Source organism: Streptomyces sp. BRA346 (assembly GCF_052851135.1).
Genome location: NZ_JAIWIH010000067.1, coordinates 1 through 22,099 on the forward strand (window position 1 = coordinate 1; position 22,099 = coordinate 22,099).

General features: G+C 72.0%; 23 protein-coding genes and 4 pseudogenes. 12 read left to right on the top strand and 15 right to left on the bottom strand.

The features are described 5' to 3' along the window. Positions 1-100 precede the first annotated feature (100 nt). Complete coding sequence (locus tag LCH29_RS41730; protein ID WP_446466898.1) at positions 101-2,263, bottom strand: protein kinase domain-containing protein; 2,163 nt, start codon at positions 2,261-2,263, stop codon at positions 101-103. A 517-nt stretch (positions 2,264-2,780) separates the two neighbouring features. Here LCH29_RS41730 and LCH29_RS41735 point away from each other — a divergent pair. Further along, the gene (locus LCH29_RS41735) at positions 2,781-3,494 is read left to right on the top strand and encodes a DUF899 domain-containing protein (RefSeq protein WP_446466899.1); all 714 of its coding nucleotides are present in this window, start codon (positions 2,781-2,783) and stop codon (positions 3,492-3,494) included. A 5-nt stretch (positions 3,495-3,499) separates the two neighbouring features. Here the strand turns inward: LCH29_RS41735 and LCH29_RS41740 are convergent, their stop codons facing one another. The 3 genes and pseudogenes from LCH29_RS41740 to LCH29_RS41750 all read right to left on the bottom strand — a co-directional run. Continuing rightward, complete coding sequence (locus tag LCH29_RS41740) at positions 3,500-4,771, bottom strand: hypothetical protein (protein WP_446466900.1); 1,272 nt, start codon at positions 4,769-4,771, stop codon at positions 3,500-3,502. A 33-nt stretch (positions 4,772-4,804) separates the two neighbouring features. Beyond that, the gene (locus LCH29_RS41745; protein WP_446466901.1) at positions 4,805-5,548 is read right to left on the bottom strand and encodes a hypothetical protein; all 744 of its coding nucleotides are present in this window, start codon (positions 5,546-5,548) and stop codon (positions 4,805-4,807) included. Positions 5,549-5,592: 44 nt separating this feature from the next. Next, positions 5,593-5,835, bottom strand: a pseudogene (locus LCH29_RS41750) (TerD family protein); the annotation flags it as partial. 2 nt (positions 5,836-5,837) lie between these two features. Between LCH29_RS41750 and LCH29_RS41755 the strand changes: the two are divergent. Then, positions 5,838-5,933: pseudogene (locus LCH29_RS41755) on the top strand (BlaI/MecI/CopY family transcriptional regulator); the annotation flags it as partial. A gap of 74 nt (positions 5,934-6,007) precedes the next feature. Here LCH29_RS41755 and LCH29_RS41760 read toward each other — a convergent pair. The 3 genes from LCH29_RS41760 to LCH29_RS41770 all read right to left on the bottom strand — a co-directional run bounded on the left by LCH29_RS41760 (position 6,008) and on the right by LCH29_RS41770 (position 8,500). Next, positions 6,008-6,463 (bottom strand): tellurite resistance TerB family protein, encoded by a 456-nt coding sequence (locus LCH29_RS41760; protein ID WP_446466902.1) that lies wholly within the window; start codon positions 6,461-6,463, stop codon positions 6,008-6,010. Positions 6,464-6,545: 82 nt separating this feature from the next. Further along, the gene (locus LCH29_RS41765; RefSeq protein ID WP_446466903.1) at positions 6,546-7,502 is read right to left on the bottom strand and encodes a sporulation protein; all 957 of its coding nucleotides are present in this window, start codon (positions 7,500-7,502) and stop codon (positions 6,546-6,548) included. Between the two features lie 80 nt (positions 7,503-7,582). Beyond that, a complete protein-coding gene (locus tag LCH29_RS41770) occupies positions 7,583-8,500 on the bottom strand; it encodes a helix-turn-helix transcriptional regulator (RefSeq protein WP_446466904.1) in 918 nt (305 codons plus the stop codon). Positions 8,501-8,673: 173 nt separating this feature from the next. Here LCH29_RS41770 and LCH29_RS41775 point away from each other — a divergent pair, with 173 nt between their 5' ends. From LCH29_RS41775 to LCH29_RS41785, 3 genes are all read left to right on the top strand, one after another. After that, positions 8,674-10,089 (top strand): MFS transporter, encoded by a 1,416-nt coding sequence (locus tag LCH29_RS41775; protein WP_446466905.1) that lies wholly within the window; start codon positions 8,674-8,676, stop codon positions 10,087-10,089. Between the two features lie 167 nt (positions 10,090-10,256). Further along, a complete protein-coding gene (locus tag LCH29_RS41780; protein WP_446466906.1) occupies positions 10,257-10,445 on the top strand; it encodes a hypothetical protein in 189 nt (62 codons plus the stop codon). 110 nt (positions 10,446-10,555) lie between these two features. Next, a complete protein-coding gene (locus LCH29_RS41785) occupies positions 10,556-11,083 on the top strand; it encodes an RNA-guided endonuclease TnpB family protein (protein ID WP_446466919.1) in 528 nt (175 codons plus the stop codon). Here the strand turns inward: LCH29_RS41785 and LCH29_RS41790 are convergent. Beyond that, positions 11,025-11,588, bottom strand: a complete 564-nt coding sequence (locus LCH29_RS41790) for a hypothetical protein (RefSeq protein WP_446466907.1) — start codon at positions 11,586-11,588, stop codon at positions 11,025-11,027. The genes LCH29_RS41785 and LCH29_RS41790 overlap by 59 nt on opposite strands. Positions 11,589-11,748: 160 nt before the next feature. Between LCH29_RS41790 and LCH29_RS41795 the strand changes: the two genes are divergently transcribed. Beyond that, on the top strand, positions 11,749-12,417 hold the full coding sequence (locus tag LCH29_RS41795; RefSeq protein WP_446466908.1) for a HEAT repeat domain-containing protein: 669 nt from the start codon (positions 11,749-11,751) through the stop codon (positions 12,415-12,417). A gap of 6 nt (positions 12,418-12,423) precedes the next feature. Next, entirely contained in the window at positions 12,424-13,428 is a 1,005-nt protein-coding gene (locus LCH29_RS41800; protein WP_446466909.1) for a MerR family transcriptional regulator, read from the top strand. On the opposite strand, the gene LCH29_RS41805 is transcribed toward LCH29_RS41800, so the two are convergent. The 3 genes from LCH29_RS41805 to LCH29_RS41815 all read right to left on the bottom strand — a co-directional run bounded on the left by LCH29_RS41805 (position 13,411) and on the right by LCH29_RS41815 (position 15,086). Then, entirely contained in the window at positions 13,411-13,950 is a 540-nt protein-coding gene (locus tag LCH29_RS41805; protein WP_446466910.1) for an ATP-binding protein, read from the bottom strand. The genes LCH29_RS41800 and LCH29_RS41805 overlap by 18 nt on opposite strands. Positions 13,951-14,071: 121 nt before the next feature. After that, positions 14,072-14,233, bottom strand: coding sequence for a hypothetical protein (locus tag LCH29_RS41810; protein ID WP_446466911.1), 162 nt, complete (start codon positions 14,231-14,233; stop codon positions 14,072-14,074). A gap of 55 nt (positions 14,234-14,288) precedes the next feature. Beyond that, positions 14,289-15,086 (bottom strand): hypothetical protein, encoded by a 798-nt coding sequence (locus tag LCH29_RS41815; protein ID WP_446466912.1) that lies wholly within the window; start codon positions 15,084-15,086, stop codon positions 14,289-14,291. On the opposite strand from LCH29_RS41815, the pseudogene LCH29_RS41820 reads away from it, so the two are divergent. Next, a pseudogene (locus LCH29_RS41820) lies at positions 15,040-15,912 on the top strand (potassium channel family protein); the annotation flags it as partial. The gene LCH29_RS41815 and the pseudogene LCH29_RS41820 overlap by 47 nt on opposite strands. A gap of 24 nt (positions 15,913-15,936) precedes the next feature. On the opposite strand, the gene LCH29_RS41825 reads toward LCH29_RS41820, so the two are convergent. Further along, positions 15,937-16,500 carry a dihydrofolate reductase family protein gene (locus LCH29_RS41825; protein ID WP_446466913.1) on the bottom strand — a complete coding sequence of 188 codons (564 nt, stop codon included), beginning with the start codon at positions 16,498-16,500 and terminating at the stop codon, positions 15,937-15,939. Between the two features lie 165 nt (positions 16,501-16,665). Between LCH29_RS41825 and LCH29_RS41830 the strand changes: the two genes are divergently transcribed. After that, entirely contained in the window at positions 16,666-17,904 is a 1,239-nt protein-coding gene (locus LCH29_RS41830; protein WP_446466914.1) for a hypothetical protein, read from the top strand. A 165-nt stretch (positions 17,905-18,069) separates the two neighbouring features. Then, positions 18,070-18,341 (top strand): annotated as a pseudogene (locus tag LCH29_RS41835) (TetR family transcriptional regulator); the annotation flags it as partial. Positions 18,342-18,440: 99 nt separating this feature from the next. Here the strand turns inward: LCH29_RS41835 and LCH29_RS41840 are convergent. The 3 genes from LCH29_RS41840 to LCH29_RS41850 all read right to left on the bottom strand — a co-directional run bounded on the left by LCH29_RS41840 (position 18,441) and on the right by LCH29_RS41850 (position 19,875). After that, positions 18,441-18,875 carry a DUF2267 domain-containing protein gene (locus LCH29_RS41840; RefSeq protein ID WP_446466915.1) on the bottom strand — a complete coding sequence of 145 codons (435 nt, stop codon included), beginning with the start codon at positions 18,873-18,875 and terminating at the stop codon, positions 18,441-18,443. A gap of 69 nt (positions 18,876-18,944) precedes the next feature. After that, on the bottom strand, positions 18,945-19,340 hold the full coding sequence (locus tag LCH29_RS41845; protein ID WP_446466916.1) for a DUF2267 domain-containing protein: 396 nt from the start codon (positions 19,338-19,340) through the stop codon (positions 18,945-18,947). A gap of 103 nt (positions 19,341-19,443) precedes the next feature. After that, positions 19,444-19,875 (bottom strand): Hsp20/alpha crystallin family protein, encoded by a 432-nt coding sequence (locus LCH29_RS41850; RefSeq protein ID WP_446466917.1) that lies wholly within the window; start codon positions 19,873-19,875, stop codon positions 19,444-19,446. A gap of 126 nt (positions 19,876-20,001) precedes the next feature. Between LCH29_RS41850 and LCH29_RS41855 the strand changes: the two genes are divergently transcribed. After that, complete coding sequence (locus LCH29_RS41855; RefSeq protein ID WP_446466920.1) at positions 20,002-20,631, top strand: type III effector protein; 630 nt, start codon at positions 20,002-20,004, stop codon at positions 20,629-20,631. Positions 20,632-21,430: 799 nt separating this feature from the next. Beyond that, positions 21,431-21,961 carry a hypothetical protein gene (locus tag LCH29_RS41860; RefSeq protein ID WP_446466918.1) on the top strand — a complete coding sequence of 177 codons (531 nt, stop codon included), beginning with the start codon at positions 21,431-21,433 and terminating at the stop codon, positions 21,959-21,961. Positions 21,962-22,099: the final 138 nt, after the last annotated feature.

A 22,099-nucleotide genomic window follows, 5' to 3' on the forward strand; every position in this document is an offset into this window, starting at 1 on the left:
CACTGATCTCCCACGGCTTCGGCCGGTGCATCCTCACTCCCGAGGAACGAGATCACTTGCCCTTCCACCGTGCCACACGAAGATCATTCTGCAAGGACTCCTAAGGGGCATCCGCATCGGGGACCTTCGGCCGGTCCGGGCGTACGGAGAACACCGTGTCCCCGGCCATCGCCACGATCGCGTCCTTGACGAGCAGCACGGACGGCGGACGCTCCTGCGCCGTGTCCCCGGGGTCGCTCAGCGCGGCGGTGCGCCACACCTCAGCCCCGGTCTTGCTGTCGAGCGCCAGCAGACGGCCGAAGCGGTTGGCGAAGTAGAGCCTGCCGTGCCGCTTCGACTCCACGGGCGCGGACAGGCTCTCCGTCTCCGTCTCCCGCTGCCACAGCTGCTTGCCGCTGTGCGCCGACACCGCGGTGACGGTCCCGTTGGTCCGGACGGCGTAGACGACCCCGTTCAGGAGGGTGGCCGAGCCGCGCAGGGGGTGCCGCAGCGGGATCCGCTTGGTGTCGCCGGTGCGCGGGTCCACCCGGACCAGGGCGTTGTACGGGCGCTCGTACCCGGCGTCGTACACCTCCTTCGCGGTCTGCGGCGCGAGGAAGACGGGCGCCCCGTCGAGGGAGCCGAGGTGCAGCGCCTTCCGGGGGAGCGTCGCGAGGGTGCGCTGCGCACCGTCGGAGGGGTCAAGCCGCAGCAGGCTGTACGGGCCCTCGGCGCTCAGCCCGGACGAGGTGAGGGGCGAGCACAGGACGTACGGGACGCCGGACGGGACCGGCGTCGCCGGTTCGCAGAACTGACCCTCCTTCGCGGGCGACTGCCACAGCTGCCGCCCCGACGTCCCGTAGGCGACGAGCTGACGTCCGTCGGCCGACAGCGTCAGCAGCCCGCCGCGGAACAGGCGCGCCGACGCCGATCCGCTGATCGTGTGTGACCACCGCTGCTTCCTGGTGCCGGTGTCGAGGGCCACCACCCGGCGCTCCTCGTTCTCGGGCTCGGAGTAGGTGTAGACGGTTTCGTCCCGCGCCCCGATGGGGCGCGCGTCCTGCGGTCTGGTGCCGCTGCGCCACCGGACCTTGCCGGTGGCGGCGTCGACCTTGGCGACGGTGAAGCCCTTGCCGCCGCAGTACACGTCGGTGCCGCGGTCCGGTACGCACGCGGCGTCCTGGTACACGAGCGGGGGCTGCGGGCCTTCGTACCGCAGCGCCGTCCGCCATGGGCGCCAGCCGTCGGGCAGGGACACGGGGGCCTGGCCGTCGGCGGTGGCGGACGCGGCGGGGCGGTACGGCGGCGGGTCGGTGCCCAGGCCGTAGGTCACGCCGGCGACCAGCCCGCCGACGGCCAGGGCGCCGACGCCGACGATGATCAGCCGCTTACGGCGCCTCCGACCGGTCCCTTCCGTCCGCGGAGGCGGGAACTCCGCCCGCGTGGGGGCATCCTCCGGGGGAGCCGCGGCGGCGAAGTCCGGCAGCGCGTCGAGCATGCGGTGCACCTCGTCCAGGCCCGGCCGCGCCGCCGCGTCCTTGTCCAGGCATCGCTTGGCGAGCTTGCGGAGGGGGTCCGGCACGCCGTCCAGCGTCGGCGGCTCGTACATCACCTGGTACCCCGACAGATACGGGCTCTCCGCGTCGAACGGCCCGATGCCGGTGGCCGCGTACACCACCAGAGCCCCCAGCGAGAACACGTCCGAGGCCGCGGTGACCTCCCGTGGATTGCGCAGCTGCTCGGGCGACATGAACCGCGGCGTACCGAGCACCCGCCCGGCGGTGAGGGTGAGCGTCTGGTTGTCGGCGGCCCGCGAGATGCCGAAGTCGATGACGCGCGGCCCGTCCTCGGCCATCAGGATGTTGGCCGGTTTCAGATCCCGGTGCACCACCCCGGCCCGGTGGATGTCCCGCAGCGCCTCGACGAGCCCCAGCCCCAGCGTCCGCAACTCCCGCCCGCCCAGCGGCCCGCCGTCCCGCACCACCTCGGCGAGGGTGCGCCCCGGCACGTACTGCGTGGCCATCCACGGCCGCTCGGCCTCCGGATCGGCGTCCACCACCGGAGCGGTGAACGCCCCGCTGACCTTGCGCGCCGCCGTGATCTCCTGCCGGAAGCGGGTCCGGAACTCCTCGTCCTGCGCGTACTGCGCGTGCACGAGCTTGACCGCGACCTGCCGCCCCGAGGCCGACCGTCCCAGGTAGACGACCCCCATACCGCCCGAACCGAGCCGGTCGAGCAGGGCGTAGCCGCCTATGGACGCCGGATCATCGGTGCTGAGCGGCATCGCCGATCCCCTTTCCCTACCCCAACCGCCGTACCAACCCCCTACATTAGGGCGCCCGCGCCCAACCCCGGCGCACCCGGCCCCGGGCGCGCCACCGCCGTATACCGTCGGGACCATGGAGTGGATCACTCTGGCCAGCACGGTGGTCGGCGCCGGAATCGCGACGGGCTCGCCCGACCCGTGGTGGAGGCATCGGAGGACGCCTTCCGCCGTCTGCGCGATCTCCGGGACCGGGGGATGGAGGGCACACGCGCCACCGACCAGGTCTACCTGGAGGGGCGGGGCCGCTACGACGACGCCCTCGCCGCGCTGCGGACCCGCATGCGGCAGGACCTGAGCCTGGACCTGGGCTGAGCCGCCGTGCAGGTGGTCGGCGGCGGCACGTAGGCGCAGCCGCGCAACGAGCCAGCCCCGGGTCTCTGGCCTGGGGCTTGTCGTTCGGCGTGCGCCCGCGCCCCCGGCGTTCGACCCTGGATGGAGGGGGCGCGGACCGCCGGACAGGAAGGGGCGCATCGCCATGAGGACACCCCCGATCGTTTCGCCGCAGGAGTGGCAGGACGCGCGCCAGGAGCTGCTGGTGGAGGAGAAGCAGCTGACCCACGCCCATGACGCCCTGGCCGCCAAGCGCCGCCGCATGCCGTGGGTGGCGGTGGAGAAGGAGTACGCGTTCGAAGGTCCCGAGGGCAAGGTCAGCCTGCTCGACCTGTTCAAGGGCCGCCGTCAGCTGATCGTCTACCGCGCCTTCTACGAACCGGGCGTCTTCGGCTGGCCCGAGCACGCCTGCCGCGGCTGCTCCATGGTGGCCGACCACGTCGGCGACCTCACCCATCTGAACGTCCGCGACACCACCCTGGTCTTCGCCTCGCGCGCACCGCAGCAGAACATCGAGGCCCTGAAGGCGCACATGGGCTGGACGATGCCCTGGTACACGATCACCGACGACTTCGACGCGGACTTCGACGTGGACGAGTGGCACGGCACGAACGCCTTCATCCGCGACGGCGACCGCGTCTTCCGCACCTACTTCATCAACGCCCGCGGCGACGAGGCGCTCGGCAGCACCTGGAGCTACCTCGACATGACCGCTCTCGGACGGCAGGAAACCTGGGAGAACTCCCCCGAGGGCTACCCCCAGACCCCGCCGTACGAATGGTGGAACTGGCACGACTCCTACGGCGACACCGAACCGGCCCAGGAATGGCTCGACCAGACCCGCCGCGGGCCGCGCTGAACGGCTCAGGCGCGCTGGTCGGGGAGGGAGAGCAGGTCGTCCACCAGGTGGGGAGCGGCGATGTCGTGGCCCCGCCCGAAGCTCTTGAACGTCGCGGTCCCCTCGCGCTTGCTGGCCTTGTAGACGTAGGAAACCTCCATCTGCCCGCACTGGGGGCAGAAGAGGTCGGCCACGAAGGGTGACAGCGGGACGGGCCCGTCCGGGCCATGGACATAGAACATGTCGATGCCGACGGGGTGCTCCCACGTGAACGTCCGGCGCTCGAAGTCCGGGTGGTCGCCCATCGCGTCTTTCGCGACGACCTCGAAATTCCGTGACCGCGGATGGTAGACGCACGAGACCGTGAACAGCCAGGGAGCGGCCTTCAGGAACTCTGCCTTGGCCAGGATGCGTTCGAGGTGATGCGTGCCCTCGGCCACGCGCAGGGCGGACTCGGGCTGGCTCTTGGGCTTGTCGCCGTGGTAGGCCCGGTTGCGTTCGTGCCGCAAGGCGTTGAGGTGGGTGACGATGCCCGGGTCGTCGGGCCCGTCCCCGAGCGCAAGATCGAGCCCGGGGATCAGATCCGGTTGGGCGGCAGCGAGGGGCTGGAGTTCCCTGAGCCATGTCGTCCACGTGCCGAACATGGCGCCTTTGCCGAAATAGGCCCTGCGGAGCAGGGACAGATTGCGCTGCCCTGCCTCCTGGAGCAGCGCTGCCGTGGTCACGCTGAGGGTGATGGCGAGGGTCTCGGCGGCGTCGAGCAACGCCTCGTACCTGTCCTTGTCCGTGGGCGCCTGGTGCAGCGCGCGGAGGGCGCGGGCGATGGGGTGGGGGAAGGTGTTCCGCGCGTCGGTCGGCAACGCGGAGGGAGCCGGGGGAGGCGTGGCGTGGCCGACACGGTGCGGGGCCCATGGGGACGGTGGCGGTGCGGTGGTCACGCGTAACGCCGGTGCCACGGGCGCCGCGTGGAGCGGTGCCGGGGGAACCTCCGGCCGGGGCGGCCGAGGGCGCTTGCGCCACCGCCAGCGCCTGACGAACAGGCGGATCCAGGCGGGCACGACGCCGAAGATGAGGACCATGGCGATGATGGCGAGCAGGTTGTCCAGCCACGGGGGCAGCTTGCTCGGTTCCGTCGGCGACGCGGTCGGGATGGAGATGCCGGAGATCAAGGCCCATACGACGGTGTTCCAGAACGCCCCATCGCGGTAGAGGGGTGCGTCGTACAGCCTGAGAACAGCGTTCCGTCGCTTGGGGAAGGGCGGCGGAGGGGCCAACGAGGACGCTGCGTTACCGTGCATGAGCATATGGTGCCTCGCTGCGTCGGCTGATGACTACGGTTGTATGGGATTCTTCTGTGAATCGCCCTCTTTATCCTTGGGCTGATACGGCTCGTATGCGGGGCCCGCGAAATCCGGGCTGGTGTAGCCCAGGCGCGGGCGGCGGCCGGGAGTGGCGGTCCGGTGCGGCTCGGTCTGGCGCAACTGGGCGCGCAGATACGGCAGGACGCCGCGTTCGAGCAGGGCCCGCCGCCACGCCTCACGGGCCTCGGCCGCGCCCGGGTTCCCGCTGAGCGGTGCCGGGGAGCGGTGGCGGGCGGCGGTGCTGAGCAGCCAGGCCACTTGGCACGCCGTCGTCACCGCCGTGATCACGGCCGCGGTCTCTCCCGCCGTCAGCAGCGCGTCGCCCAGTTCGTGCCCTGGACCGCCGAGCCCCAGGACGGAGCCGAGGAGCAGGAAGATCACGGTCGCGGCCGCCGCCAGCACCGGTGCCAGGACCGCGAGCGCGGGCAGCAGTCCGCGGGCGCCCGCCGTGGCGGAGGGCGCCCGGCCGGTGCGTACGTCGGGGGCTCCCGCTGTGCGGTGCCGCAGGTAGGCGGCGTACTCGGGGGCGGCGGCCGCGGCGATACCGGTGCGTTCGGCGAGGGCCCGCGCCCGGAGCCGCTCGGCCGCCGCGCCCCCGGCGGGTCCGCGCCGCCGCAGGGCCGCGCGGATCTCCGGGGTGTTCAGCGCCTGCCGCAGCACCCGTTCGACGTCGGGTTCGTCTTCCGGCCGTAACGCGGGTGGTGTGCCGTTCATGTCGGTGTCCGTGTCCTTGGGTCGGGCGCGGGGCGCGGCGGTGGTCAGAGGCTGACGCCGAAGTCGGCGGCGATGCCCGCCAGGCCCGAGGCGTATCCCTGGCCGACCGCGCGGAACTTCCACTCCGCGCCGTGGCGGTACAGCTCGCCGAAGACCATCGCGGTCTCGGTCGCGGCGTCCTCGCTCAGGTCGTAGCGGGCCAGTTCGGCGTGGTCGGCCTGGTCGACCACGCGGACGAAGGCGTTGCGGACCTGGCCGAAGCTCTGGCCGCGGCTCTGGACGTCATGGCGACCGGGAGGCGGTTCTGGCCGGCTTCGTGACGGGGCTGACGGCCGACGACGAGCGACTGCTGCGTTGCCTGTTGAGCGAAGCGGAGGGAGGCTGAGCGCGTTGGGCGTGTTCGTCCTCCACGCTGTGCCCGGCGCCGGCCGCCCGCCTCCACGGTCGCGGATCGGCCGTCTACAGATCGAATTCGGCCGGGTCCAGCTCCAGGGCGAAGCAGGCCTCGCGGACGACGGCCCGTTCGGTCGCGTCGAAGTCGCCGTCGGCGCCGCCGATGACGATGCCGATCTGGACGACGGCGCGCGCCTCGGCGGGCTTCTTCTTCGCCTTGGCCACCTCCTGGAGGACGCTGACCTTGCCGAAGTCGAAGTCCATGGTCAGCTTGTCGAGGTAGGCGTCGAAACGCGACCGCAGGTCGTCCGCCGCGAAGTTCTGGAGCACCTCGTTGGTGGCGATCAGCTGGGCGACGCGCTGCCGCTCGGACGGGTCGATCGAGCCGTCCGCCGCCGCCACCAGGGCGCACATCGCCATGGAGGCGTCGCGGAACGCACCGCTCTTGAGGTCGTTCTTCTTGGCGAGCAGCTGGCTCTGCATCGTCTGGGCGGAATCCTTGATGCGGTCCCACAGGGCCATGACCAACTCCGTACGTCGTCGCTTATTTCTACAACACTGTAGAAGTTAGCAGAGTGGTCGGGGCCCTGTGGGCCGACGGGGTTCAGTCCTCCTCGTCCTCGAAGGCGTCGCCGATCTCGTCCACGACCTCCGCCGCGACCATGCCGCCGACGACGCCGACCGCGACGCCCGCCGCGACACCGCCCACGACGGCCCCGGTGCTGGGCCCGGAGCGGTGGTGGCCGCCGTCATGGCCGTGCGCATCCCCGTGTCCGTGTCCGTGCGGGCCACGGCGGTCGAGGAGTTGCCGCACCCAGCCGTCGACCTCCGTGTTCCAGTCGCGGTGTTCGACGCCCTCGTGGTCGACCGTGAAGAGGGCGAGGGCGTCATGCCCCGGGGACAGGAACCCGCCGCGCTTGTCGGCTTCCAGGACGACGTCCAGGCCGCCGGGGTGCGCGAGGAAGGTCACCTCCAGCTCGCCCAGGGCGTGGGCGTATTGCGGCGCGGGGGTCAGCTCGATCTCCTGGTAGAACGGCAGCCGCTGCCCCGTTCCGCCGACGTGGCCCAGCTCCAGATCGGCGGACGTGAAGCCGAAGCCGAGCTGTCCCAGTGCCTCCAGGACGGCCTCCTGGGCGGGCAGCGGACCCACCGTCAGCTGGTCCAGATCGCCCTTGTCCTTCGCGCCCGCCACCTCCAGCCCGGTGCGCACCCCGAGGACGACGCCCAGCGGCTGCCCGTACAGCTCGGTGACGGGCGTCTCCCATGGGAGGTGGATGGTGAACGGCAGGCTGCGGTGCTCGCCCTCGGCGAGCCGGAACCCGCCGCCGACCGTGAAGTGGTCGAAGACGACGATCCCTTCGCGCTCCTCGTCGCCGTGCTCGGCCTCGACCCGCGCGACGAGGTCCAGGGTGACGGACGCGATCTCGAAGTCCGCCTTGCCGCCCTGGAGATGAACCTGCCCGCTCAGCGGCCCGCCGGGGCGTACGGGACCGGCGTCCAGCACGGTGTCCACGGTGGGGCCGCCGACCCCGAGTGAGCCGAGTAGTCGTTTGAACACCATCGTGGCGTCCACTCCTTATGCTTGTATCTACATGCGTGTAGAAGCATAGGGGGTGGCCGTGCCCCACCGTGCGCATTCGGTCAGGATCGGGTGCGCTGTTGCTCCGTACCCTTCGTGCCCTTTGCCTCCGCGGGCGCGGTCAGGTCGAGCAGGAGCATCGCGTCATGGTCGGGGGTGCCGGGGTCGGCGGTGTAGACGCCGAGGCGCTGGCCGGGGGTGCCTTCCAGCTGCATGCCCTGGCCGCTGAGGGTGAGGACGCCGACCTGGGGATGGTGGAACGTCTTCTGGATGCGCTTGCGGCCGACGACGTCGTAGCGCTCCCACAGTTGGGCGAAGTCGGGGCTCTTGAGCAGGAGTTCGCCCACGAGCTGGGTGAGGTCCGGGGCGTCGGGGGCGGTACCGGCCAGGGCGCGCAGCCGGGCGACGCAGCCGCGGACCTGCTCCTCCCAGTCGGGGAAGAGGGTGCGGGCGGTGGGGTGGAGGAAGAGGTAGCGGGCGAGGTTGCGCTGTTTGACGGGCCAGTCGGCGACGCCCGCGTACAGGGCGAGGCCGCCGGGGTTCCAGGCGAGCAGGTCCATGCTGCGGCTGATGACGTACGCCGGGCTCGGCCGTAGCGTCTCCAGGACGCGCTTCAGGTGCGGGCGCACGGTCCGGCTGGGCGGGGGCGGCGGCTCGGGGGCGTACCGGGCGGCCCGGGCGGCGAGATCGCGCAGGTGCTGGTGCTCGGCGTCGTCGAGGCGCAGGGCGCGGGCGAGGGCGTCGAGCACGGAGGGGCTGGGGCGGGTCTCCTTGCCGCGCTCCAGGCGGACGTAGTAGTCGATGCTCATCCCGGCGAGCGTGGCCAGCTCCTCGCGGCGCAGTCCGGGCGTACGGCGCAGGCCGGTGCCCACCGTGAGGCCGACCTGGTCGGGGCGGGTCTGGGTGCGGCGGGCGCGCAGGAACTGGCCCAGCTCCATGCCACCGCCACTGCCGCCGCTGCTGCTCTGCTCGGATGCCATGGCGTCAGTGTCACACCGCGCCGACCCGCGGGGCGGGCGCGTGGGGGGCCCTGTCGTTACCCCCGAGCGGCGCTCCCCGGTACGGCCCGGCCTGCCACCGGGGCCGGATCGGCGGGAGGCTCGATGTCCGTCAGCACCCGGCTCACCCGCTCACTCATGCAGGAGATCGTTCCGTGCCCACGTCCGTCCCGCCCTCCTCACCGCGGGCCGTCGCCGCCGTCCCTGCCGGTCCGCCGCCGCGGAGCCGCTCCGGCGAGCGCCCGGCCATGGCCGCCGTCCTGCTCGGCTTCTTCACGATCATGGTCGACGCCATGATCGTGAACGTCGCCCTGCCCTCGATCGGGCGCGGGTTCGGCAGCGCGATGACCGGGCTGCAATGGGTCGTCGACGGGTACACCCTCACCTTCGCCGCGTTCCTGCTGTCCGCGGGCGCGATCAGCGACCGGGTCGGGGCCCGGCAGGCGTTCGCGGGCGGTCTCGCCCTGTTCGTCGCGGCGTCCCTGGTGTGCGGGCTGGCGCCGGGCCTGGGCGTTCTGGTGGCGGCACGGCTGGTGCAGGGCGTCGGGGCCGCGATGGTCCTGCCGTCGTCGCTCGCCCTGCTGAGGGAGACCTTCGCGGACCCGGCCGAGCGCGCGAGGGCCATCGCCCTGTGGGCCGTGAGCGGCGCGGTCGGCGCGGCCGCCGGTCCCGTGGCCGGTGGGCTGCTCACGGTGCTCGACTGGCGGATGGTCTTCGTCGTCAACCTGCCCGTCGGCGCGGTGGCCCTGCTGCTCCTCCGGTACGCCCGCCCCTCCCCGCGGCAGGCGGTGCCGTTCGACCCGGCCGGTCAGGCCGCCGCCGTCGCCGCCATGGGCGGGCTGACGTACGCGGCCATCGAGGCCGGGGCCGTCGGGTTCGGCTCGCCGCGCGTCCTGGCCGCCCTCGCCGTGGCGGTCGTGGCGTCCGTCGTCTACGTCGTCGCGCAGGCCCGCGGACGGCACCCGATGACGCCGCTGCCGCTGCTGCGCTCCCGCGTCATGTCCCTCGCGGTCGCCATCGGGTTCGCGCTGAACGTCGGCTTCTACGGCATGATCTTCCTGCTCGGGCTGTACCTCCAGCAGGTGCACGGGCTGAGCGCGCTCGCCACCGGTGTCGCGTTCCTGCCGATGAGCGTGCTCACGTCCTTCGTGGGCCCGGTCGCCGCCCGGCTGGCCACGCGCTTCGGTGCACGCACGCCGGTGATCACCGGACAGCTGCTGATGGCCACGGGCCTGGCCGCGATGGTGACCCTGCCCGCCGACGCGCCGGTCTGGCTGACGGTGCCGCTGATGGTGCCCGTCGGAGCCGGTGGCGCGATGGCGATCACCCCGCTGACGGCGCTGCTGCTGGAGACCGTGCCCGCCGAACGCGCCGGCGTCGCCAGCGGTGTGCTGAACGCCGCCCGCCAGCTCGGCGGCGCCCTGGCCGTCGCCGCCTTCGGCGCCCTGGTCGCCGACCGGTCCCGGTTCGTGGCCGGGCTGCACACCGGCCTCCTGATCGCCGCGGCGGTCGTGGCCGTGAGCATCGTGGCCACCTGGCTCCTCGAACCCGCCCGGCGCGACGCCCGCTGACCTGCCCTCTGCCGTGCAGGCCGCCGCGGCGCTCACCTCCGCAGGCGTCACCTCGGCAGGCGTCGTCGCGAACCCCCGCGATCTGGTCGAGTACGTGGCGCGGGGGAGTGAACGGCACCCGCAGGCAGCGGGTGAGGGTGCCGTCGGCCGCGAAGCGCGGGCCCGCTATGAGCGCGACTCCGTTCCTGCCCGCCCGTACGACGACGGAGTCGGCGAGGGCCGTACGCAGGCGCAGCCACAGGACGAGTCCCGCCCTGCGCGCCGCCTTCGGCAACCGGCGGACCACCGAAGCCGATACGCGCCGCGCCGCCGCGTCGCTGCGGGCGGCGCCGGCCACGCTGGAGGCCCGACATTGACCCACGTTTTCGGTACCGGAATGACCCGGGTGCCAGGTCATTAAAGGCCACCGGCCCCACGACCACCGCGCCCCACATGGTCCCGCCGGCTTCCGGCCGCGCCGACGTCCCTGACCGTCACCAAGGACAGCTGCGGCCGGGAGGACCTCGCGGTGTCCGGTCTCGGCCGCACCCGGCTCGCCAAGTCCGTGCATGACGCGGGGTGGTCCGCGTTCGTGGGCATGCTGGAGTACAAGGCGGTCAAGCACGGCCGCGCCTTCGCCAAGGTGGACCGGGCGTTCCCGTCCTCGCAGATCTGTTCGGTCTGCGGATTCCGGGACGGCCCCAAGCCCCTGCACGTCCGGCAGTGGACGTGCAGCAAGTGCGGTACCGTGCACGACCGTGACCACAACGCATCCCGCAACGTCCTCTTCGAAGGACGCCGAATCGTCGCCGCCGGACGGGCGGAGACGCTAAACGCCTCGTGGAGCGCCGGTAAGACCAGGACGAAAGTCCCGGCACAGCGCGTTGAAGCAGGAAGCCCCCGGAAGGGTCAGCCGACCCAGGCCGGAATCCCTGGGCTTCAGGCCAGGGAGCACGTCAAGGGTGGTACTTCTCCTCGACCGTCTCGGCACCGCCGGACTTGGAGTCCATGGTGACGCGGACGGTCACGCTGTTGGTCTTGGCGGACTTCTCCAGCTCCGCCACGCTGCACTTCGCGGTGCCGTAGCCGTCGTCGCCGATGGACGCGCCTCCGCTGCCGTCGTCGTCGGAGCAGATCGCGGCCGCGCCGAGGATCTGCGTGGCGTTGGAGATCAGGAACGCCTGCTCCCTACCGCCGCCCTCGGGCGTGACGGTCAGCTTGCCGGGCGCGAGGTAGCTCAGCTTCCCGGTGATCGTGCGGTGGTTGCCCGCGTTGGCGGCGCCACCCCCGTCGGACGGCGCCGTGGTGGACTGGCCACCGCCCTGGTCCTGCGAGGCGGGGTCGTCCGAGGAGGAGCCGCTCTTGGGCTGGGCCGAGGCCTCCTGCGAGGCCGAGGAGCCGGTGGCGTCCGACGCCCCGTCGTCAGGCCCGCAGGCCGTGGCCCCCACGCTCAGCGCCGCGGCGGCGAGGATGGCGACGGCGAGGCGGCGGCCGCGGACGCGGTTGGTGGTGGTGCTCATGGTGTTACTCCGTAGCTCTGTTCTCTCGTCTCGATCCCTGACGAAGATCAGCTTCGGAGATCCACTTTGCGTTCCACTAACAGACAACTAATGCCGCCGGGCCCCGCTTGACCTTGACACGGTGACAAGCCCTTCACTGCTCGCCGAGGAGGTGGTCTCGATGACGACCACGCGACAGGACACGGACGCGCTCCGGGCGCTCCGGGGGCTGGAGGACGCCCGTTCGTCCGTACGACTGCGGACCGCTCTGGCGGTCGGTACGACGCCCGACCCGCGCTTCGTCGACAAGCTCATCGAGCGGTGCGCGGTCGAGCCCGAGTTCTTCGTCCGCGACATGCTGACCTGGGCGCTCACCCGCCACCCGGTGTCCCTGACGCTTCCCGGGCTGGTCCGCGAACTCCGCTCGGAGCGCGCGCAGGCACGGAGCCAGGCGCTGCACACGCTGTCCAAGATCGGGGACCGGCAGGCGTGGCCCGCGATCACGGGGGCGCTGTTGTCCGACGCCGACGACGAGGTGGCGCGGAGCGCTTGGCGGACCGCGGTCGTGCTCGTACCGGAAGGCGAGGAGCCCGCGTTGGCCGCGGCGTTGGCGAGGCAGCTCGGGCGTGGTGGGCGCGAGACGCAGCTGAGCCTCAGCCGGGCGCTGGTCGATCTGGGGGATGTGATCGTGCCCGTTCTGCACGCCGCGACGACGGCCCCCGACCCGCGCGTCCGCACGCACGCGCTCGCCACGCAACGGCTGCTGAGCGAGCCGGACACCGGCTTCGAGTACGCCATCGAGGAGGCGAAACGCCTTCTCGCCCTCGGCGGGTCCGGCCAGGAGGGATGATGGGGAGTGTTGATCGGTGAGGTGGCGCGGCGGTCCGGGGTCAGCGCCCGGATGCTCCGGCATTACGAGTCGCTCGGTCTGGTGCGGCCTTCGGGCCGTACGGGCTCCGGCTATCGGGAGTACTCCGGGGACGACATCCGGCGGATCTTCCACATCGAGAGCCTGCGGTCGCTGGGCCTGTCGCTGCGCGAGATCGGGCGCGCGCTCGACGATCCCGGCTTCACGCCCTCGGCGCTCGTCGGCGACCTCATCGGTCAGACACGCGAACGCATCGCGGCCGAGACCGAGCTGCTCACCCGGCTGCGCCGGATCGACGCCGCGGACCCCACCGGCTGGGAGGACGTCCTCCAGGTCGTCGCGCTCCTCCAGGCACTGGGCTCGAAGAGCGCCGACGCGCGCCAGCGCGCTGCCCTCTCCTCGGCCGACGAGGTTCCGGTGCCGGTGGAGGCCCTGGTCGAGGCGGTACTGCGCGAGACGGAGCCGAACGTCGCCGGAGCCCTCCGATGGGCGCTGGCCCGCTCGGGCGACGGCGTCCCGGCACTGCTGGCGGAGGGCCTCGACTCACCGCTGGCCGCGGTGCGGGAGCGCGCCGTCCAATCCCTCGCCGAGCTGCCCGCCGACGAGGCCACCGCGCACCTGCAACACGCTCTCGCGCACCCCGACGCCGTGGTCCGCGGGCACGCGGCTCTGGCGCTCGGGACCCGCGGATTGGCCGATGCGGTCCCGACTCTCATCGACATGATTGTGGACGGGAGGAACGACACCGACGCGGCCGATGCCCTCAGCGTGCTGGCGACCGACACCGCGACGGCGGACCGGATCGCGGCCAGGCTCGTCGCCCGCCTCGCCCACGCCACCACCGGAGCGCCCGCCCGCGGCCGCCTGACCCAGGCCCTGGCCTCCCTCCCCGGCACGACGGCGGCACGCGCCCTCGTGGACCTGTCCCACGACGAGGACCGCGCCGTCGCGCTGACGGCGACGTACCTCCTCCGGCTACGCGAAGCCCGGTGACGAACCCGTGACGGCCTCTGCGATCCGGAGGGCGGCCTGGGCGGGCGTGAGGTGCGTGGTGTCGACGACCTCGGCCTCGTCGTGGAGCCACGTGCGGGCCGCCTCGGCGTAGGGCTCAAGGTACGTGAGACGGAACGGGGAGGGGCCGAGAACAGCGTCCCCCTCGATGCGCCCGCGGAGGGTGTCCTGGTCGGCGTGGAGGACGAAGTGCCGTACCGGAATGGCATGGCGGGCGAGGCCGGTGCTGATCTCGCGCCAGTACTCCTCGACCAGGACCGTCATGGGCATCACCAGCGTGCCGCCGGTGTAGTCGAGTACGTGGCGGGCGGTCTCGACCACCAGCGGCCGCCACGGCGGCCAGTGCTGGAAGTTGCCCGTCCAGGGCAGCCCCGGCGTGATGTCCATGAGCGTCTCGCCGACCTTCTCGGCGTCGAACACCCGTGAATCCGGGATCAGCTGCTGCACGAGTGCACTGGTCGTCGTCTTACCCGCGCCGTGGGTGCCGTTGAGCCATACGATCACGGGACCTCACGCTAGCGCCTGTGTGGCCCGCGGGAACGGGTGCCGTCACCGTCTCTTCACCGTGCCGGTGGTGGCTGCCGATCCATTGACGCGCCACCAGCACGGCCCGTTTGACGGCCCCCTAGTCGTCCTGGCGGCGCTTGCGCCCCACCATCACCGCCAGCCAGATCACCCCGGCCACCAGCAGCACGCCCACCACGATGACCACGACGCCCATGGCGCCGTCGCCTCCGCCGGGCAGGGGCAGGTCCGGCTCGTCGGGAGCGATGTCAGCGAGATTCATCGGGTTGCCTCCATGGCTGTTCGGCCCCTCGGGGCGCATCGTCGGGTCGTACGGGTCACACGGGTGCGGAGGTGGCAGGGGAAGGGGAGCGGGAGGCGGGGCCCGTGCCGAGGCCCAGCACCAGCATCAGCAGCACCGGGAACTCCAGGTACGCGTGATACGTGGCGACCGCCGCGTACAACTGCTTCCCCGAGGCGTAGTCGCTGGCGAACAGCGCGGCCAGCGCCGCGCCGCCCGCCAGCCCCAGCGCCCACACCCGCCACCCTTGCAGCAGCGGCACCCGGCGCTCGAAGGAGGAGGTCGCCTCCGGCGCGTACCGCGGAAGGAACCAGACCCACACCACGTAGTGCATCGTCTGGAGGAAGGCGAAGAGCGCGAGGAACCGCAGCGCCACCGCCGAGTCCAGCCACGCCGGTGGTGTGTACGCCGCGGACAGCCGGTCCGCCCGAGCCGTCCCGGGCGCCAGCCACCCGTCGAACGCGCCCGCCAGCAGCAACCCGGGCACCGCCACCACCCAGCCGCACTGCACCGCCCGGAACAGCCGACGCCCCTGCTCGAGCCCACGCGACCACTCCCAGAGGAACAGCAGCGGCACCACGTTGTGCAGATGAGCGAGGACCACGAAGTGGTAGTCGGGATAGGCCAGCGAACAGGCGGCCGCGCACACCAGCACCCCACCCGCCCCCGCGCACAAGCCGCGCCGCCCCCGCAGCCCGTGCACACAGGCGGCGCCCAACAGCCCGTAGGCCAGCAGGATCTCCGCCGTCCGCGGCAGTTCGCCGGCCGGCAGCAGCCGGCACAGCACGATCCTGCTGCCCGTTCTGGTGGCCGCCGCCTTCGAGGCGCTGGGCACGTTCCGTACTGCGTCCGCGCTGCGCCGTCCCCCGCGCGGCCTCTCGGGCCATGTCGTCCTGCTCGGTCTGGGCAAGGTCGGCACCCGCGCCCTGGCCAGACTCCGGGAGATGGACATCCCCGTGGTGTGCGTGGAAGAGGACCCCGGGGCGCGCGGTATCCCACTGGCCCGCAGGCTGGGCGTGCCGACCGTCACCGGCGACGTCACCCAGGAAGGCGTCCTCGAAGCCGCCAAGATCCAGCGGGCCCACGCCCTGCTGGCCCTGACCAGCTCCGACACCACCAACCTGGAGGCCACGCTCTACGCCCGCTCCGTCAAACCCCGGCTGCGGGTGGGGCTGCGCCTGTACGACGACCAGTTCGCCACCGCCGTCTACCGCACGCTGCGCGCCGCCCAGCCCCAGGCCCTGACGCGCAGCCGCAGCGTCTCCACCCTGGCGGCGCCCGCCTTCGCCGGGGCGAAGATGGGGCGCCAGGTCCTCGGCGCCGTACCGGTCGAGCGCCGGGTGCTGGTCTTCGCCGCCCTGCACGTCGCCGGGCATCCCCAGCTGGAAGGCCGTACCGTCGCCGAGGCATTCGCCCCGGGCGCCTGGCGGGTGATCGCCCTGGACGCGGCGGAACCCGCGGACCGGGACCGCGACCTGGCCGCCGCGCCCCCTGACGACGGCGACGCCCGGGAGCCCGGCCTGGTGTGGGATCTGCACCCCCGCTATGTCCTGTGGGCCCAGGACCGCGTGGTGCTGGCCGCCACCCGCCAGGGCCTGGGCGAACTCCTCGCCGGCCAGGCGTCCGCCGGACCCGGCGGGCCTCGGGGAGCCGACCGCTGAGCCCTGGTCGGCAGGCGTGGCGCGCTAGCGCGCCACGCGGTAGCGGAGGTAGACGACCCTCGAGCTGAACGTGCGGGTCTCGATGAGTTCGAGATCCACCCGGCGCTCGCGCTGGGGAAAGAACGGAATGCCACCGCCCACCAGCACCGGGTGGACCACGAGCCGGTACTCGTCGATCAGATCCAACGCGGCCGCGTCGGCGGCGAGCGTCGCGCCGCCGATCGCGATGTCGCCCTCCCCCGGCTCGGCCCGCAACCGCTCGATCTCCTCCGCCAGGCCGCCGGAGGCCAGGCGGGCATGGCCCTGCACCGCCGACAGCGTGGTGGAGAACACCACCTTGGGGAGCGGCTTCCAGAGCCCGGTCCACTCGAGCTCCGCGTCGTCGAGCGATTGATCCTGGTCGGCGGTCTCCCAGTACAGCATCGTCTCGTACAGCCGTCGCCCCAACAGGTGAACGCCGACCCCTCGAATCTCGTCGATCCAGAAGCGAAACACCTCCGGGTCGGGCACCGTCCAGTCGAAGCCGCCGTCCGGCCCGACGATGTAGCCGTCAAGCGAGACGCCCATCGAATAGGTCACGCTGCGCATCAGAGCCCTCCTCGGTAGCGGGGTCGACAGTACGACCGCCGGACGCCCCAGAACTCATCGCGGCACGCGGAGGGGACGGCAACCCAGTGGTCCTGATCCCCGAGGGAAGGCCCAGGTGGACGATTCGAGATGTTGCCCGGTTTGTGCGCATTTAGGCTATGCGTCATGGTGCGAATACGCAAGATCATCCCGTTACTGACGGTCCTCGTATTCGTGTTGTTGCACGTCTTCGCCTATCCGGGCACGCGCTTCGCCAATGACTCCTACCGCTACGCCCGCTCGGCGTACGAGTTCCTGGGCGACCCCCACCGGAAAGCCCAGGACAAAGCGCTGCGGGCCTACTGCGCGGACACCGCGGCGATGCTTCAGCGAAACCGCATGCTGCATCAGATCGATTTCCGGGACCCGGTGCGCCGTCATGAGTTCCGGGACTGCCTGGCTCAGTATGCGGATGGCCTCAACCCCGGCAATCCGCGGTACGAGGCGCTCTTCCACGCTCGTCCCGCCTATCCCCTGCTGTCCGCACCGCTCGTCCGGCTCCTGGGGGCCAAGGCGGGGCTGACGGCCGTTGCCCTGGGTTTCACGGCGCTCGGAGGGCTGTTGGTCCTGGTGCTCCTGCGCGCGCTGCGTGCACCGCCTCCGGTGGCATGGCTCGGTCAGTGTCTGTACTACGTCACGCCCATCGGGCTGTGGGGCAGTCGGCCTATGACGGAGGGTCCGGTGCTTGCCCTCATGGTCGCCATGCTGCTCGGTGCGGTGTGGCTGTGCCAGGGGCGGTCGGTGGCGGGGGCTCTGCTGTCCGTGGGGGCCTTCGCGCTGGGTTTCGCGGTCAAGTACTCGAGCTTCGTCCTGATGGGGCCATGCCTGGCGGCGGCGGGTGCCATGGCGCTGATGTTCGTTCCACAGGCCCGGCACAAGGGCACGCACTGCCTGCTCATCGTCTCGCTCTTCGAGTCCCTGGTGGCCTTTGCGCTGAGCAGGGCGCTCCGGTTGCCCGGCTTGGACGCTTCGCTCCAGGACACCTTCTCCCTCCACTGGACCTATCGCGAAGTCACCCACCCATGGCGGCTGCTGTTCCGGCTCGATGCCAACTACTGGTGGCAGTGGCTCCAGAGAGAGGCATTGGCTCCCTCTCTGCTCCTGCTCTTGGTTTTGGGCGCCTGGGGCGCGATGAGCCGCTCGGTGCCCATCGCGCTGTGCCTGATCGCCGTGGGGGGTACGGGCCTGCTGACCGCCGCAGCCCACCCGGTGGCGATGGAGGGCGACAGGCTCTACGTGCAGGTGTGGTTGATCGTCGTCGTCGGGCTGCCCCTCCTGGCGGAGCGGCTGCGCATGAGCGGCGGGCCCTCCGACCCCCTGCCCGCGCGACGTGACCCTCTGCTGAAGAGCGACGGACGCCTGTGAGGCGCAAGCGGTCGGCGCCTGGGTGCGCTGTGCCGCGCCTGAGGTGACGGCTTTCGGGCGGGAAGTGGCGCCGGGCGCGAGCCGGCCGTCAGGGGCCGTGGAGTTCGGTCTCCCACGCCTGGAACGGCGGGTCGGCCTGGTGGCTCGGGTCGCAATGGGCGCGGTCTCTACAGCGAGAACCAGCTCTTCGAGGGCGAGGAGGTCAACGCGGGTGGGCGCGGCTCGACGCCCGTATCACCGCGCTCTTCCGTCGCGGCCAGGAGCAGGGGCAATTCCGCATCGACCTGACACCCGTGTGGCTGACGGAGGCCATGTACGGGCTGATGGCGTCGGCCGCGTGGGGCGTCTACGACGGGCGGCTCGCCGCCAAGGACGTGGAGTACATGGTGCTGGAGCTGCTGCTCGGCGGTGCGCGGCGGGGGAGCGGGGACGCATGAGCGGGAGCCCCGTCGAGGTCGGGGAAGAGAGTCCGGGGCGCAGGGCGGACAGCGACGCGGCGGTCGTCGCGCGCCCGCCCCGAGCACGCGTGTCCCGGTCTACGCGGCGGAGGTGAGTTCGGCGCGGCCGAACAGCAGCGCGTAGCCGGAGGTGAGCTGGCGCAGGATGCGGGTGACGAGGTCGGGGCCGGCGTAGGCCGCGACGGCGGAGAAGACGGATCCGGTGTCCCAGCGGGTGGTGGCCAGGGAGGCGCCGGTGCGGGCGGCGAGGTCCTTGACGAAGGCCCAGCCACCCAGCGGCTGGGTGTCGGGGATCTGGGCGGTGAGGATGCGTGCGGCTTCGAGGGGGAGGCAGGCGGCCAGTTCGACGCGTTCGTCGCCGGTCAGCTGACGTCCCAGTCCCGCGAGGACGAGGCGGACGGCTTCCTCGGCCTTCTCACGGGTGGGGTAGGCGCCGTCGTAGCGGACCTTTTCCAGCATGTGCTCGTACGCCCTTGTGCAGGGCTGCTGGAGCGGTGCGCTCTGGTCGGACATCACTGCGGTGGTTGCCTTTCTGTCACCAGGGTCGTGGTGGCCGGTGTGCGGTCACCGGGGGATGGGTGGTCAGGTGGGCCGGGGGCGGCCGAAGAGGAGGTCGTAGCCGGCGGGGAGCTGGAGCAGGATCTCGCTGAGGAGGTCGTCGCCGGCGCCGTCGGCGACCGTGGACAGGACAGCGCTGACGTCCCAGGCCGCGGTCTGTTCGGTGGCCCCTTCGATCCAGGCCGCGGTCGCCCGCACGAACCGCTCCGGCGACAGCGGCTCGGCGCTCTGCAGCGGGTTGAGGAGGATCAGGGCGAAGTCTTCCGGCAGACGCGCCGCCAGCTGGGCGCGTACCTCGCCGACCAGGTGTGCGCCCAGCAGGGCCAGCACCACGCGGGCCGCGCGTTCGGCCTCCCGCAGAGAGCCGTATTCGCCGCGTTCCTTCACATGGCCGAGGAACGCTTCGCGTCGCACAGTCACCTCGGCCGTCACCCCCTTCCTCGGCCCGTGGGGCGCGGAGGACGGGCGAGGGGGGAGATCAAATACCCGTCCTCCGCCGCTGTTCAGCCCTTGCCTGTCCGGTTCAGCCGGAGATCTCCTTGCGGCCCGCTCCGACACCGACCGTGACCTTGCGGGGCTTGGCGCGCTCGGCGATCGGGATGCGCAGGGTGAGTACGCCCGCGTCGTAGTCGGCCTGGATGTGCTCGGTGTCGAGGGTGTCGGCGAGCGTGATCTGGCGGGAGAAGGCGCCCAGCGGCCGCTCGGACAGCTCCATCTTCACATCGTCGGCCTTCGCCACCGGCCGGCGCTCGGCCTTGACGGTCAGCATGTTGCGTTCGACGTCGATGTCGATCGCGTCCGCGCTGACGCCGGGGATGTCGAATGCCACCACGTACTGGTCGCCCTCGCGGTAGGCATCCATCGGCATCGGGGACGGCCGGGACCAGGTGGCCGGGCCCATCAGCTGCTGCGCCAGCCGGTCGAGCTCACGGAAGGGGTCGGTGCGCATCAACATCGGAAAACACCTCCAGGAAGGTTCGGGCAGTTGCTGCCAATGCGCCTCACTGATTCCGTTGTAGCATGTCATCCAATGGATGACAAACCTGGTGTCGTCCAAAGGATGACAACCTGGGAGGTGCCCATGACCCCGGCCGACCAGCCGGCATCGTCCAGCGCCGACGCACAGAGCCCGGCGTCGTTCCTCGCCGCCGCGGCAGCCCTGCACGCCATTGACGACGCCCTGCACGCCGCCCGGCACGAGGGCCCCGGCACTGCCGGGACTCACGACGTCGGCCCGGAGCAGGCCCTGGCCTCGCTTCTGCTGCTGCGGCAGGTACGCGAGCAGCTCGCCGGATGGGAATCCGGCCTGATCGAAACCGCCCGGGAGGCGGGTGCCAGCTGGGCGGACCTCGCCCACCCCCTCGGCGTCGCCAGCCGCCAGGCCGCCGAACGCCGCTACCTGCGCAACCGGCCCGGTCCCGCCGGAACCACCGGCGAACAACGCGTCCAGGCCACCCGCGAACGCCGCGCCGCCGAACGCACCACCACCACCTGGGCCCGCCGCAACGCGGCCGACCTGCGCCGCATCGCCGGCCAGATCACCGCCCTCACCGACCTGCCCACCACGGCCCGCCGCCCGCTCAGCCAGCTCCACGCCGCCCTCGCCCACGACGACCCCGCCGAGCTCATCCGCCCCCTCAACGCCACCCGCCCCCACCTGGCCGCCCACCCCGACCTCGTCGCACAACTCGACACCCTCACACCGCCCTGACCCCACTCGTTGCGCGCGGTTGCGCTCCGGCGTCCCGACTTCCGGGGCATTGACCCTCTTCCGCGGCATGTGAGGCAGGGAGCGGGATCCCGTCCGGGCGGCCGCGTCGCGCGGACAGCGGGCATCAACGTTCCGTAGGGAGCGCGTAAGCCCGGCTGCTGGGGTGGCCGGCGAACCCGCTGTAGGTGCCGCACGGCCCGCCCCGCCCGTTCGGTTCCGGCGTTTCCAGGCCGTCAGTAGCGCGTAAAGATTGCCGGGTTCCGGCAATGCGCGGCTCGGAGCCGCGGTGCCACGATGAGCCCGCACCGAGACGGGGAGACGGGAAGACGGGGCATCGGGGGAGGTGCTGTGGCCGAGTTCTTGCGTACCGCGCCTGGGCTGCTCGCCGTCCTGTTCGGCGTCGCGCCCCTCGTCGTTGCCGGATACCGGCTGGTGCGCTGGACCGGCGGTGTCGGCGTCGGGGCTCGCGGGGGAGACGGAGCCCGCGCCGACACCGCCGGTACGCCGTTCACCGCCGTGGTCGTGACCGGTATCGCGCTGGCCTGGGGCGCCGCGCTCGCCGGGGACGCGATGCCGGACTGGCACTGGCTGCGCGTCGCCGTGCTGCCGGCGGTGGCGGGGGCGGGCTGGGTCGGCGTCAGGCTGCAACGGCGGCTGAGCCACCGCCTCCAGCCGCCGGGCCCGTCCGCGAACAGGTCGTGGGCTGGCGCTCTCGGACCGCGTTCCCGAGGTGCGGGGCTCCCACCGGAACACCCGCGGACCGGCGCCGCTCGGGCGAACACACGACCAAAGGGGGATCATGACGGGGCACCTGGGCCCACTGGAACTGGTCGGGGACCACTGGATCATCGGCGACCCGAAACGGGAGGGCGGCTCGTGCCTGGTCCTCACCCCCGAGGGCGTGGAGCACCACCAGCCCGGAGTGCCGGAACCACTCTCCATCATTCCGTGGGCCAGGTTCATGGAGCTGTACATCCGAGTCACCTATAAGGCGTGGCACGCCACCCGCACCATGGGAGTGCTGGGCGCGCTCGGCGCCAACGGCCCCATGGAGAGCGGCCCCAGCGGCTGCTCCGTGGGCGGGCTCGTCCGCCGTCCGTACGAACCCTGGTCGGTGAACTACACCCATCACGAGCGCCCGTACACGGGCAACCACGTCTACCTGGTGAAAGAACTGTTCCGGAAGACGTCCGAAGCGGGGGCGCTGCACCGCCTGGGGGACCCGGAGTGGCTGGGAGCGGCCGTCGACCGGCTGGCGCCGTTTTCTACGCGCTGGGCCCTCTCGCTGAATCGCCAGGTGAGGGAGGTCATCGAAGACCTCGGCACCTGACGAGACAGCCGTGGGGTGGCCTGCTCGGGCGTCAGAAGCTGGAGGCGATGTCGTCGTACGTCGCGTCGTCGATCAGGCCGGAGTCGTCGAGGACGTTCTGGTGGTCCAGGACGGTGAGGTTGACCTCGGAGGCGAAGC

Bases quoted from the DNA above. Each gene is read 5' to 3' on its own strand.
- LCH29_RS41730 (WP_446466898.1), bottom strand. From the start codon at position 2,263: ATGCCGCTCAGCACCGATGATCCGGCGTCCATAGGCGGCTACGCCCTG.
- LCH29_RS41790 (WP_446466907.1), bottom strand. From the start codon at position 11,588: ATGAGCACCACCACCAACCGCGTCCGCGGCCGCCGCCTCGCCGTCGCC.
- LCH29_RS41780 (WP_446466906.1), top strand. From the start codon at position 10,257: ATGAGCGCGACTCCGTTCCTGCCCGCCCGTACGACGACGGAGTCGGCG.
- LCH29_RS41770 (WP_446466904.1), bottom strand. From the start codon at position 8,500: ATGGCATCCGAGCAGAGCAGCAGCGGCGGCAGTGGCGGTGGCATGGAG.
- LCH29_RS41840 (WP_446466915.1), bottom strand. From the start codon at position 18,875: ATGTCCGACCAGAGCGCACCGCTCCAGCAGCCCTGCACAAGGGCGTAC.
- LCH29_RS41740 (WP_446466900.1), bottom strand. From the start codon at position 4,771: ATGCACGGTAACGCAGCGTCCTCGTTGGCCCCTCCGCCGCCCTTCCCC.
- LCH29_RS41860 (WP_446466918.1), top strand. From the start codon at position 21,431: ATGACGGGGCACCTGGGCCCACTGGAACTGGTCGGGGACCACTGGATC.
- LCH29_RS41765 (WP_446466903.1), bottom strand. From the start codon at position 7,502: ATGGTGTTCAAACGACTACTCGGCTCACTCGGGGTCGGCGGCCCCACC.
- LCH29_RS41735 (WP_446466899.1), top strand. From the start codon at position 2,781: ATGAGGACACCCCCGATCGTTTCGCCGCAGGAGTGGCAGGACGCGCGC.
- LCH29_RS41810 (WP_446466911.1), bottom strand. From the start codon at position 14,233: ATGAATCTCGCTGACATCGCTCCCGACGAGCCGGACCTGCCCCTGCCC.
- LCH29_RS41745 (WP_446466901.1), bottom strand. From the start codon at position 5,548: ATGAACGGCACACCACCCGCGTTACGGCCGGAAGACGAACCCGACGTC.
- LCH29_RS41855 (WP_446466920.1), top strand. From the start codon at position 20,002: ATGACCCCGGCCGACCAGCCGGCATCGTCCAGCGCCGACGCACAGAGC.
- LCH29_RS41830 (WP_446466914.1), top strand. From the start codon at position 16,666: ATGGTGCGAATACGCAAGATCATCCCGTTACTGACGGTCCTCGTATTC.
- LCH29_RS41760 (WP_446466902.1), bottom strand. From the start codon at position 6,463: ATGGCCCTGTGGGACCGCATCAAGGATTCCGCCCAGACGATGCAGAGC.
- LCH29_RS41795 (WP_446466908.1), top strand. From the start codon at position 11,749: ATGACGACCACGCGACAGGACACGGACGCGCTCCGGGCGCTCCGGGGG.
- LCH29_RS41825 (WP_446466913.1), bottom strand. From the start codon at position 16,500: ATGCGCAGCGTGACCTATTCGATGGGCGTCTCGCTTGACGGCTACATC.
- LCH29_RS41850 (WP_446466917.1), bottom strand. From the start codon at position 19,875: ATGTTGATGCGCACCGACCCCTTCCGTGAGCTCGACCGGCTGGCGCAG.